At 45.6% G+C, this 13,568-nt stretch carries 4 protein-coding genes; 3 read left to right on the top strand and 1 reads right to left on the bottom strand.

Going from position 1 to position 13,568, the window contains the following annotated elements:
- Positions 1-618 precede the first annotated feature (618 nt).
- The 3 genes from AB204_RS23795 (at position 619) to AB204_RS12865 (ending at position 2,391) form a co-directional block, all read left to right on the top strand.
- Positions 619-750, top strand: a complete 132-nt coding sequence (locus AB204_RS23795; RefSeq protein WP_268802296.1) for a hypothetical protein — start codon at positions 619-621, stop codon at positions 748-750.
- 204 nt (positions 751-954) lie between these two features.
- Positions 955-1,164 carry a hypothetical protein gene (locus AB204_RS12870; protein WP_047963770.1) on the top strand — a complete coding sequence of 70 codons (210 nt, stop codon included), beginning with the start codon at positions 955-957 and terminating at the stop codon, positions 1,162-1,164.
- 60 nt (positions 1,165-1,224) lie between these two features.
- Positions 1,225-2,391 (top strand): hypothetical protein, encoded by a 1,167-nt coding sequence (locus AB204_RS12865; RefSeq protein ID WP_047963769.1) that lies wholly within the window; start codon positions 1,225-1,227, stop codon positions 2,389-2,391.
- Between the two features lie 362 nt (positions 2,392-2,753).
- Here the strand turns inward: AB204_RS12865 and AB204_RS12860 are convergent, their stop codons facing one another.
- Positions 2,754-13,568 carry a non-ribosomal peptide synthetase gene (locus tag AB204_RS12860; protein WP_047963768.1) on the bottom strand — a complete coding sequence of 3,605 codons (10,815 nt, stop codon included), beginning with the start codon at positions 13,566-13,568 and terminating at the stop codon, positions 2,754-2,756.

Genomic DNA, 13,568 nt, shown 5'->3' with positions numbered 1-13,568 from the left:
AATAGAATATAAATCCATCTATTTAAAACCAATATTTAACATAAGTTCAACAAAAGGCGGGGTGTGAGTATGAGTGTTCATTCTTCATTCATTACTTCAAAACCTGCTTCCATATTTGAATAGCGCCTTCTTCTGGAACCATTGCGGGTGACCCAATATCTTGTTAGCCTTCTGAATCGGCAATGACAAAGCAAACAGTCAAAAAAATATCAAACAAGAGTATTGGATTCTGAAAGAGTGTCTGTTGCCTTCAATTTGGTTGAAATGGAGTGAAAATGCGCTGGCCTCCATGAGGACTCTCCCAGAAAGAGAATATAAAATCACAATTATCCGTGTATAGGTCACCCCTTGTTTTTGTTAACAAAATGCTAACCATTAATATATAAATATATAGCATATCAGCAACAAATTATTTGACATCAATCACAAGTTGTCCACACTATGATTGATATAAAAAAATAAGTAAGTTATTTTCTACGAAGAATTTAATTAGTTTGTTATTTATCAGATTAAATAAGTTCTTATTTTTTATATAGGTCGTTGAATTTTAATTTATTGTGATTCATTTCCTTTATTAAGGATGAATGCTATATAACTAAATATACAAATAGGTAATCAATGAATATTGAAGAAATCATTGCATCAATTAAAAATTCAGATATAGAAAGCTCGGAAGCTCAGGTAGTTAAAATGGAAAGTGAGGAAGTGTCTGTATTAGGGCCAATGAATATGCTGGCTTTTGACATATAACATATTCCCCCAGAGTGAGAACGTAAAAAACTAAAGAACATCTAGAGAATGTATATCTCCTTTCGAAAAGATATATAGGAAAAACTCCGCCTTCTATAATAGAAGGTCTAAAGCCATTTTATTTAGAGTTCTTAGAAAAATATCAGAAATAAAATAATATCAATTGTAGCTTTAAGAAAAGCATCGCAATATATTATTGATCATGTGAAAACTCGTTTTAAATCTTATGAAGATAGATTATTTATTTCATGTTTGGCTTTTTATTTTAATAAAAAAGAACGGGAATTTTTATTTGATAAATTAGGTCTTGAATATTATGAATCTAAAATTACTTATATTTTAAGTAAATTACCAGAAGATATTGGTAATGAACTGAAGGTGAATTTAAATATATTATCTTTAGGTGAAGGTTAAAAATGAAGATTATATTGTCTAACAAGTTTTTTATAATTAGTTTTTTTCTCTCTTATTTTATTGGCTTATTTTCTTGGTTCAGCATCATTATTCTTTAGAACAAAATTATCTAATGATGCATGGGGAAACTATTATAAAAAGACTTTGACTGAAATAAGTAAAAATCATGCATTATCATCTGATAAAAATAAAAGAAAAACTAATTTATGGATTAGCGGTGAATCACTTAGCACTTTAAATGAAGCTGGTTTTGCATTTGTAGACATTATTGCCATTTATTTCAATGTATTTTTTACTATTATAGCCATGTTTTTTGTTATTGGTTATGTTTTGTCTTTGATGATAATGCTATGTATGTTACTATCAGTAACTTTATTATGCATTTATAGAAATAAAATAAATGTATTGGCTGGTGAAATTCAAAACAATAAAATTACAGCGCTAAGTTCGATTGAGAAAATTTGGGATAATATTTTTTATGGTAATTCGTTTTTTTCTTGTTTAGCATATCAAGATGCTTCAGAAAAAACAAAAAAATTTTTCAATATGAATGAAAAATACAAAATTATAGAGCAGGTTATCTCATGTTTACCTATATTATTTTCTATCCCTGTTATCGTTATTATATCTTATTATCAAGTATCGAATAATTATGTTTCTATTGGTGCTTTAGTAGCTGTTCTTCCTCGTTCAATTCAGTTATTCCAAAATATACATGCTGCTAGTATGAGCTCAAGTCAATTAATTTTATTAAAAAACAAATTATCTAATCTTGATTTTTTTGTAAGTCAACTAGATCTTTATGATTATAACGAAAAAATTGATAATGAAAAAATAGAAATATACAATTTATTTGATGGGAATAGATACAATGTAAATTCATTTATGGATTTTTTAATATCAAATGAGTGTTCTTTTGGTAGATTTTTGATTAAAGGTAATAATGGTGTAGGAAAATCAACTTTGTTAAAGAGTATAAAAAGTAAACACCCTGAATCTTTATTTTTGGGACCGGGTATAGAGATTGGGAATCTAACCAACATCGGTTCAACAGGTCAAAGACAATTATCTCAGTTAAATATCTTAATTAATAAAAATGGGCTAATGATCCTTTTGGATGAATGGGACTCTAACTTAGATCAAGTTAACACAAAAAAAATGGATGAAATTTTAAATACGCTATCTCATAGCAATGTAATTATTGAAGTTCGCCATAAGAAACAGTAAGTCATTAAATGACTCTTAGCGAAGGGCGCGAACATGAGCGTTCACTCTTCACTCTTCACTTATTACTATTACTTCAAAATCCGCCTCCAGTACCTGTATTGCATAGTCAAGTCTCATCCAGACTTGTTTCTGTTTTCTTAACAAGAAAATTTTTATCAAAATGTCTTAACCGAATAGCATTACCTTCTTTGAAGGTGGTTTTTATCCGGCATTTTATTTATCGTGATAAGCAATGATCGTCGCCTGCATTTGGGCTAAAGGTGGTAAAACAATAGCACCCCTGTCTGGGAAATAAGGTTTGTCAGCGGTCTGAGGGCAGCCATATTGGCTGCCCCTTGTTTATCATCAATGGTGAGGTGTGCTTACATCTTCATTCGCTTATCTACATTGATCATAGCTGATGCCAACTCCTGAACAAAAGGTTGTCGCATGATGGTGATGTGATCCCCAGATAAACTCTGTGCCGCAACTTCTCCAGTCAGGATTGTCTTCCATCCGTCAATAAAACGCTCGACAGAAGTACTTGGCCCCTCATGTTCTTGCTTATCTTCTGCCATAAATAGGTTAATCTTTCCTGAATAGTGCTCTTGTGGTTGATAAGTCATCAAAGAGTGAGCCTTGTACACACTTAAATAGGTTGCTATTTCACGAGATTCCAGTTGAGGTGGCAAAAGTTCCTCTTCAATCAGGCGAAGTCGCAAACTATCAATCTGCTCTTCTTCTGTCATAGATTGAAACTCTTCTTCAGTGAAGTTCTCTTCTGCCCCTTCCAGTGCAGCAAGAACATTACCAAATTCGGCTATCCACTGGCTGTTAGACCATTCTGATTCAACCCGTTGCACTAAACTCTCAAGCGGAGATTCGCTATCGACCAAAGCCAGTAAGCCAATGCTTTCACCTTGTTGAACAAGTTGTTGAGCCATTTCGAAGGCAAGCCAGCCTCCGAAAGAATGTCCGCCCAAGTAATAAGGCCCATTTGGCTGGACTTTTTTAAGGTCGTTGATCATTGCGCCAGCCATAGCTTCAAGGCTCAATGGAGGTGCATTGCGACCATCCAGTTCCGGAGACTGCATGCCCCAAACCGAATAAGACCCTTCTAATGCTGTCGCCAATTCCCGCAAGTAGAATACATGTCCCCCGGCTCCCGGTGCAAAGAACAGCGGTGTTGCTTTGGTATTCTGCGACAGAGCGACCATAGAACCCACATCAGCATTCTCACGGTTTTCAATGGCGTGAGCTTGATCTTTGATGGTTGTAAAGGCCATCAAACGCGCCATCATATTTTGTTCCAGCGCAAACTTTTCTACGGCTAAAGAGCAGGCTTTCAGGATGAGCAGCGAATGCCCGCCTAATTCGAAGAAGTGGTCATGGCGGCTGACACGGTCTAACCCTAACAATTCTTGCCAAATCTGAGCCAGTGCTGTTTCCACGTCCCCTTGAGGAGCTTCATAACCACGAGCCACGATGGCAGATTGGTCAGGGGCAGGGAATGTCTGACGATCGATCTTACCATTGGATGTGAGTGGGAAAGCATCAAGGGTGACGAATGCGCCAGGCAGCATATAGTCTGCAAGATGCTGTGAAAGCTGCTGGCGCAGTTCACCGGGAACGAGTGTAACGCCGGGCTGAGGCAGAACATAGGCGACGAGCCGCTTATCATCCGGGGCTGTTTCGCGGACAAGGACGATAGCTTCAAGCACGCCCTGACATTGCACTAAACGAGTTTCTATCTCGCCAAGTTCGATGCGGAAACCACGCAGTTTGACCTGAAAGTCATTACGTCCCAGATATTCAATTGTGCCATTTGGCAGCCAGCGTCCCAAATCTCCGGTTTTGTACATGCGGGCATCAGGCTTTTCTTTGCATAGATCGACGCTGAATGGATCGGCAACAAATTTCTCTGCGGTCAGCTCTGGTCGATTCAGATAACCACGGGCAACGCCTGCACCGCCAATATGGATTTCACCACTCACGCCAAGAGGAGCAGGTTGTCCGTGTGCATCCAGAATATAAATGCGCGTATTGGGCAGTGGGTAACCAATCGGGATGTTATCGGTGATATCAGTCGATTGTTTGCCATCCAGTTTTAATGTGGTTGCAATAACTGTCGTCTCCGTCGGGCCATATGAGTTAATCCAACAGCACGATTGGGTTTCCGGTCTTGACTGCCAGTTCAACAAATGACGAAGTTCTGCTTTCTCACCGCCGACAATCACGGTATGCAGATGTTGGCCGAAGCCACTGCGTCCCGCCATCATCTCCTGTACCCATTGGTGCCAGAAAGCGGTCGGCATATCCATAATGGTAATTTGTTGGTCGTTCAGTAAAGCGACAAATTCTGCATCCGGCACGCGGATATGCGCAGGGCGCAGAACTAAGGTTGCTCCAGAGGCAAGGGTCGGGAAAATATCGGATACTGAGGTATCAAATGCCACCGTCGCAAATTGCAGTATGCGATCCCCTGACTGAGGTTCACTGGTTTTGTGCTGAGCATGGATGAAGTTCACCACGTTACGGTGTTCCAGCATTACACCTTTTGGTTGTCCTGTTGAACCCGATGTATAGATGATATAGGCCAGATGATGCGGTTTAAGACCCAATTGGATGGCGTCAGGATTATGTTCAGGCTGTTTTGCCACGTTATCCCGCTGAGTCGCATCATCCATCAGCCAGACATCTAAGCCCTGTACCGGCAAACTCTTGTGTAAATGTTGCTGGGTCAACAGTAATACGGGCTGACTGTCCGATAACTGATAGGCTAATCGATCAATGGGATATTCCGGATCGAGCGGAATATAGCCGGCACCCGCCTTGAGTATTGCGTACATGCCAATGATCATATCCAGACTGCGGTCAACACAGATAGCGATACGATCATCAGGACGTACCCCCGCCGCAATTAATTTATGCGCCAGTTGGTTGGCGTGGCGGTTTAATTCGGCATAACTTAATTGCGTGTCACCGAATACCAGCGCAGTCGCCTCCGGTGTGCGTTCTGCCTGTTGTTCGAACAATTGGTGGATTAACATATCCTGCGGATAGTCCAGCGCAGTATCGTTAAAATCCACCAATAACCGGGTGCGTTCTGCCAATGGCAGGATATCGATCGATTGGATTGCCTGCTCAGGCGTATTTTGTAATGCGGCCACTATTCCTTTCAGTGCGGCGTTGACATAGGCATTAATGCGCACAGGATTAACTCGCTGGCTGCATTGTGCCGTGAGTTCGAATCCGTCATCAAAATCATCAATATCCAGTGACAACGGATAGTTACTACGCTCTTCACTTTCCTGTTCTTGAATGCCTTCCCATACCGATGATCTGGATTGTTCGTCATCACGCGGGCTATGACGGAAATTGAGCAAACTATTAAACAGCGGCAATGAAGCCTGAACGCCACTGCAACGCTGGGCAATGGCTAATGGTGTTTGCTCATGATCCAGCAATTCGCTCAAGTGCTGATAAGTTTCCTGTATCGCCTGCTTAACCGTGCGTCCCTGCAATTGAATACGGACAGGCAGGGTATTGATAAACATACCGAGTACCTGAGATGCGCCCAAGCCTCCCTGCAATCGACCCAACAGAACTGTGCCGAACACCACATCATCACGACCGCAGCATTGTGCCAATACTTGGGCCCATGCGACATGGAACAATACGGCTGAACTGATACCTTGTTGACGGGCACAATCACGGATCTGCTGTGCCAGTTCGCTGTCCAGTGTGAAGATATCTTCCACTATTTCATCGTGTTCATCACGATTGCTTCCCTGTACATCAAGTAAATCAAAGGGTAGGGTAGGCTCTTCTACATCCCCCAGCAATTGTTGGAAATAAGCCTTGTGTACTTCAATCGGCACCTTACGGGTTTCAGCAATGAAATTGCGGTAAGGAACAGGTACGGGCAGGCTGACTGTTTTCCCTGAAAGCAATGCCTGTATTTCACCGAAAATGATTTCCAGTGACAGGTGATCACAAACCAGATGATGATGCAACAAGCTCAGCCACCACCGACCCGTGTCAGGATCTTTGGCTATATAGGAGGCCAATAATGGGGCTTTGGTGATATCCAGACGTACTGTGTCAGGATTGGTAAGACGTTGTAACTGTGCTTCGGCACTTTCTTCAGTGGATAACGTCAACTCGGTAATTGGCAGTGGAGCATGGCGGTAGACAACTTGTACAGGTACGGGCAGTTCCTGCCAATGGAAGGCGCTACGTTGAATATCATGCCGATCAATGACCTGCTGGAGGGCATGTAAGAAGTTATCCAGTCTGCTCCGGCTGTCAAAGTTTATGAGAATGTTTTCGAGATAGGTATCGCCTTCTTCTTCCAGTAAATGATGGAACAGAATACCTTCCTGCAATGGCCCGAGCGGGTAGATATCCTGAATATTGGCAACACCTTCCGGTACGCGGGCAATAATCTGGTCGATCTGGGCCTGAGTTAATTCCACCAGTGGCAGCATATCCGGAGTAATGTTCTGGCTGTCTTCACGGATCAAATTAGGTGGAATGGCCTGTCTATCGGCATCCTGATCACTATTCTGATTTAAGCGAGCGCTCATGGCAGATAGTGTGGGGGCGGAGAAGACGGCGCTGACATCAATCGATAATCCTTGCTGGCGTAATTGTTCGATTAGGCTGACTACCAGCAGAGAATGCCCGCCCAGTTCAAAGAAATTATCATGGCGTCCGACCTGTTCTAATCCCAGCAAGGATTGCCAGACCGCTGCCAGTTTCTGCTCGATTTCACCTTGCGGGGCTTCAAACTCACGGCTGACAGTAGCGGTGCGATCAGGGGCCGGCAGTGCTTTGCGGTCTAATTTACCGTTGGCGGAGAGCGGGAAGGCATCCAGCATGACAAAGGCACTCGGGAGCATATACTCCATCAAGCTGACACTCAGTTGCTCGCGCAGATTGGCGGGGGTAAGCGTGACGCCCGTTTGCGGGATCACATAAGCGATGAGACGCTTGTCACCTGCTTCTTCTTCACGGGCGATAACGACGGCATCGCTGACGCCTTCGCAGTTTGCCAGTTGGGCCTCAATCTCTCCCAGTTCAATGCGGAAACCGCGTATCTTGACCTGAAAATCGTTGCGTCCCATATACTCAATCATGCCGTTTGGCAGCCAGCGCCCTAAGTCCCCGGTTTTATACATACGGGCATTGGCCTGTTGATTGAATAGATCGGCGCTGAACGGATCGGCAACAAATTTTTCTGCGGTCAGTTCTGGCCGGTTCAGATAACCACGGGCAACACCCGAACCACCGATATGAATTTCACCACTCACGCCGACAGGAACCGGCTGACCGAGTGTATCTAAAATATAGATACGGGTATTCGGCAGTGGTCGGCCAATCGGAATATTGTCAGTCACATGCAGAGAATGTGGGTCATCGATCGTTAACGTTGTGGCAATGACCGTTGTTTCAGTCGGGCCGTAGGAGTTAATCCAACGGCAGGATTGTGTCTCTGAGCTGGACAACCAGCCAACTAAATGGCGGTGTTCCGCTTTCTCTCCACCTACAATGATCGTGTGCAGATAGGGGCTGAAACCACTGCGACCCGCCATCATCTCTTGTACCCAGTGATGCCAGAACGCGGTTGGCATATCCATGATGGTGATTTTTTGTTCCCGCAGGAAATCAACAAATGTGGTATCCGGTATTCTGATATATGGCGGACGCAGAACCAGTGTCGCGCCTGAGGCGAGGGTGGGGAAAATATCAGACACCGAAGTGTCAAATGCCACGGTAGCAAATTGCAGGATGCGATCACCTAATTTGGGTTCGCTGGTTTGTCGCTGGACGTGGATAAAGTTAACTACATTGCGGTGTTCCAGCATCACGCCTTTAGGCATGCCCGTAGAGCCGGAGGTGTAGATGATATAGGCCAGATGGTGCGGTTGCAGCCCCAATTGGTTGGTATCAGGGTTATGGGTAGGCTGTTGTGCTACGCTATCCCGATTCTGTTGTTCATCCAGCAGCCAGACAGGGACGTTTTGTATTGGCAAACGTGCCTGTAAATGTTGTTGAGTCAACAATAATGCGGGCTTGCTGTCCGACAGTTGATAGGCCAGCCGTTCAGCCGGATATTCCGGATCGAGCGGAACATAGCCCGCGCCCGCCTTAAGAATGCCGTACATGCCAATGATCATATCCAGACTGCGATCAGCACAGATTGCCACGCGATCGTCAGGACGGACGCCGGATTCAATCAGTTGGTATGCCAATTGGTTGGCGTACCGGTTCAGTTCAGCATAACTCAGTTGGCTCTCGCCGAATACCAACGCGATGGCATCTGGTGTCAGCTCTGCTTGTTGTTCGAACAACTGGTGAATCAAGACATCTTGCGGATAGGCAATGGCGGTATCGTTGAAGATTTCCAGTAATTGGGTACGCTCTGTCAGGGACAGGATATCGATCGTTTCAATTGTCTGTTCAGGGACATGTTGCAGGGCGGCTACAATCCCTTTCAGGGCGGTATTCATGTAGGTATTAATGCGGGCAGGGTTAATTTGCTGGCTGCATTGCGCGGTTAAAGCAAATCCGTCATCAAAGTCATCTACATCAAGCGACAGGGGGTAGTTACTGTGTTCTTCTCCCGCCAGTTCCTGAATCCCTTCCCAGGCCTGTGAAGCAAGTTGTTCATCTTCACGCGGACTATGGCGGAAGTTGAGCAGGCTGTTAAACAGTGGCAACGGTGCCTGAATGCCACTACAACGTTGAGCGACAGCCAGTGGGGCCTGTTCATGTTCTAAAAGTGCACTTAACTGCTGATAAGTTTCCTGTACAGCTTGCTGAACGGTACGCGTCCCTAATTTAATGCGGATAGGCAACGTATTGATAAACATACCGAGCACTTCGGAAGCACCGACTCCTCCTTGTAAACGTCCCAACAGCACCGTACCAAACACGACATCATTCTGCCCACTGCATCGTGCCAGAACTTGTGCCCAGGCTACATGGAACAGCACGGCTGAACTCATACCTAATTTTCGGGCACAGTCGCGTAGGTTATGAGCCAGTTCGTTATCCAATGTGTAAGTATTTTCTGCTGTTTCGGTGAGATGACCTCCCTGTACATCCAGCAATCCAAAGGGGAGGGTTGGCTCTTCGACATCTCCCAGTTGCTCACGGAAGTAAGTCTGGTGGGCCTCCAGCGGCACTTTGCTGATTTGAGCAATAAAATTACGGTAAGGCAGTGGCGTAGACAGGCCGGTGTTGTCCCCCAAGAGAATTGACTGTATTTCACCGAAAATCATATCCAGTGATATATGGTCACAAACCAAGTGATGATATAGCAGGGAGAGCATCCATTGACCGGAAGCAGGATCTTCGGCAATGTGTGCGGCCAGCAATGGCGCTTTGGTGATATCCATTCGTACTGCCCGAGAATCAGTGAGGCGGCGTAATTGTATTTCAGCGCTTTCTTCTGCTGATAATGTCAATTCTATAATGGGCAACAGTGCTTGGCGATAGACGACCTGCACTGGCTTAAGAAGTTCTTGCCAGTGCATGGCGCTGCGCAGAATATCGTGCCGATCAATAACCTGCTGGAGTGCCTGTAGGAAAGTATCCAGTCGTGTGCGGCTGTCAAAGATAATTAAATGATTATCCAGATAGAGATCGCCTTCTGTTTCCAGCAAGTGATGGAACAGAATGCCTTCCTGCAATGGCCCTAATGGGTAGATATCCTGAATATTAGGAATGCCGCCTGTCACATGGGCAACAATCTGGTCGATTTGGTTTTGTGTCAATTCCACCAGTGGCAGCATATCCGGCGTAATCGCCAGACTGTCTTCATGGATGAGATTCGGTGGCACATCCTGTACCGTGCTGGCTAAGTCATCATTCTGACTGATAAGCGCACTCATGGAAGCCAGTGTTGGTGCAGAGAATACCGCGCTGACGTCAAGAGACAGGCTTTGTTGACGCAGTTGTTCAATCAGGTTGACCACCAACAAGGAATGCCCACCTAACTCAAAGAAGTTATCCTGTCGTCCGACCTGTTCCAGATTCAGTAAAGATTGCCAGACTGATGCCAGTTTCTGCTCAATTTCACCTTGTGGTGCTTCATATTCACGGCTGACGATAGCGGCGCTATCAGGAGCCGGCAACGCTTTGCGATCTAATTTGCCATTGGCGGACATCGGGAAAGTATCCAGCATGACAAACGCACTGGGCAGCATATACTCCATTAATCGAGTGCTGAGTTGTTCACGCAATTGAGCCGGGATGAGTGTGACACCAGCCTCTGGGATCAGGTAAGCCACCAGACGTTTATCACCCATGCCTTCTTCACGGGCGATAACGACGGCATCGCTGACACCTTCACAAGCGGCCAGTTGCTCTTCAATTTCGCCCAGTTCAATGCGGAAACCCCGTATCTTGACCTGAAAATCGTTACGTCCCAGATATTCAATCATGCCATTTGGCAGCCAGCGCCCCAAATCGCCGGTTTTATACATACGGGCATCAGGCTTTTCTTTGAATGGATCGATGCTGAATGGATCAGCAACAAATTTCTCCACCGTTAAATCGGGTCGGTTCAAATAGCCACGGGCCACCCCTGCGCCGGCAATATGGATTTCACCACTGACACCGATAGGTACTGGCTGCCCTTGTGTATCCAGAATATAAATACGTGTATTGGGTAATGGATAACCAATCGGAACCATTCCTGCCAGTTCAGGTAATTTCTGGTTCTTTAAAGCCAGTGTGGTTGCGATAACCGTGGTTTCGGTCGGGCCGTAGGAATTAATCCAACGGCAGGACTGTGTTTCCGGGCTGGATAGCCAGTTCATTAAATGACGGTATTCAGCTTTCTCACCACCTACAATGATCGTGTGGAGGTAAGGGCTGAAACCACTGCGACCCGCCGTCATCTCTTGCACCCAGTGATGCCAGAATGCGGTCGGCATATCCATGATGGTGATTTTCTGTTCACGCAGGAAATCAACAAATGTTTTATCCGGTATTCTGATATGGGGTGGACGCAGAACCAGTGTGGCACCAGATGCAAGGGTGGGGAAGATATCAGACACCGAGGTATCAAAAGCCACAGTGGCAAATTGCAGGATGCGATCCCCCGGTTTGGGTTCACTGGTTTGCTGCTGTGCATGGATAAAGTTCACCACGTTGCGGTGTTCCAGCATTACGCCTTTAGGCATGCCCGTAGAGCCGGAGGTGTAGATGATATAAGCTAAATGATGGGGTTGCAGCCCCAATTGGCCGGCATCAGGATTATGGGCAGGCTGTTTCGCCACGCTAACCCGATTATGTTGATCATCCAGCAGCCAGACAGGGATGTCCTGTATTGGCAAGCGTGCCTGTAAATGTTGTTGCGTCAGCAATAATACCGGTTTGCTGTCCGATAACTGATAGGCCAGCCGTTCGGCAGGATATTCCGGATCGAGTGGGATATAACCCGCACCTGCTTTAAGAATCGCGTACATACCAATGATCATATCCAGACTGCGATCAGCACAGATAGCAATGCGATCATCAGGGCGCACACCCGAAGAAATCAGGTGATGTGCCAATTGGTTGGCATGGTGGTTCAATTCTGCATAACTCAACTGACTATCACCGAAGACTAATGCGGTAATATCAGGAGTGCGTTCTGCTTGTTGCTCAAACAGTTGGTGGATCAGCAATGTTTGCGGGAGCGGGAAAGCCGTATCATTGAAATCCACCAGAACTTGAGTGCGTTGCTGTGGTTGCAATAATGGTAAATCGGCCACTCGTTTCGAATCGTCCTTAACCATCGCAGTTAGCAAGGTTTGCAGGTAACTGGCAATACGTTCAACGCTGGCATGATCAAACAGATCGCTGGAGTATTCCAAATCCCCCACTAAGCCATTTTCAGTATCATTCATTGACAGCGACAGATCGAAATGCGAACTGTTTTCGGTGACATCAATTTCACTGATGGTAGCACCCGGCAATTCGATACTCTGCTGTTCCGGCGTATTATCCACTGACAACATGACCTGAAAAATTGGGCTATGGCTGAGGCTGCGCGGCGGTTTCAGTGCTTCAACCAGTTGTTCGAATGGTAGATCCTGATGCGCATAGGCTTTCAGGGCATGGCTTCTGATCCGTGCCAGCAAATTGCTGATAGTTGGGTTGTCATCTAACTGAACCCGTAGTGCCAATGTATTGACAAAGAAACCAATTAGCGGCTCCAGTTCGCGGTGTTGCCGGTTGGCAACCGGCGTGCCTATCACTAAATCTGTCTGCCCGCTGAGACGGGAGAGCAAAGTAGCCCATCCTGCCATCAACGTCATAAATAGCGTTGTACCATGACGCTGGCTCAGTGCCCTTAATCCGGCACTTAATTCCGGTGGCAGGACGATATCGATATGTCCACCTGTGTAACTCTGTTTTTCCGGGCGTGGCCTGTCGGTAGGGAGTTCCAAAAGCGCAGGTGCACCCTGTAACGCATCACGCCAGAAATTCACCTGTTTTTCTATCACCTCTCCCTGTAACCATTGCCGTTGCCATAGGGCATAGTCGGCATACTGGAGAGTCAGGGCTGGCAGAGGATCATGCTTCCCTTCGCTGAATGCGTGATAAAGCGTGGAAAGTTCATGCATCAGGATATTGAGCGACCAGCCATCGGAAATAATATGATGCTGAGTTAACAGCAGGATATGTTCATTTTCTGCCAGCCGCAGTAGCCGGCCCCTGATTAGGGGGCCTTGTGCAAAGTCGAATGGTTGACTGGTTTCACACTCAGCGATTTCCCCGATCATGGATTGCTGTTCAGCGGTTGGTATATGACTGAGATCTTCTATTGCCAAAGCGAAACCGCTATCTGGTTTACCAATGATTTGCCGCGTTTGCCCTTCTACTGTCTTGATGGTGGTACGTAAAATCTCATGACGAGCAACAACGCTATCCAGCGCTGTTTGCAGTGCATCCAGATTCAGATGGCCTTGCAGACGCAGGCCACCGGGAATATGGTAGGCAGTCTGTGCTGCCGGATCTAATTGCGCCAAGAACCACAAACGTTGTTGTGCCCAAGATAAAGGGAGTGTTTGCTGATCCGCCTTTCTCGGCACAATTTGGCTTTTTTCCACAACCTGGCTATCTTGGATGCGTTCTTTAATTTTTTTCTGGAGAACCGCTTGTCTTAATTTAAGCAGGGTCTGTTCGTTATTACTCAT

It is taken from the genome of Xenorhabdus khoisanae, assembly GCF_001037465.1.
Taxonomy (GTDB): domain Bacteria; phylum Pseudomonadota; class Gammaproteobacteria; order Enterobacterales; family Enterobacteriaceae; genus Xenorhabdus; species Xenorhabdus khoisanae.
The sequence above is the reverse complement of the archived record's forward strand: the minus strand, read 5'-3'. Positions and strand labels throughout refer to the sequence as shown.

Excerpts from the sequence above, each read along its gene's own strand:
- AB204_RS23795 (WP_268802296.1), top strand. The coding sequence starts at position 619 with ATGAATATTGAAGAAATCATTGCATCAATTAAAAATTCAGATATAGAA.
- AB204_RS12860 (WP_047963768.1), bottom strand. The coding sequence starts at position 13,568 with ATGAGTAATAACGAACAGACCCTGCTTAAATTAAGACAAGCGGTTCTC.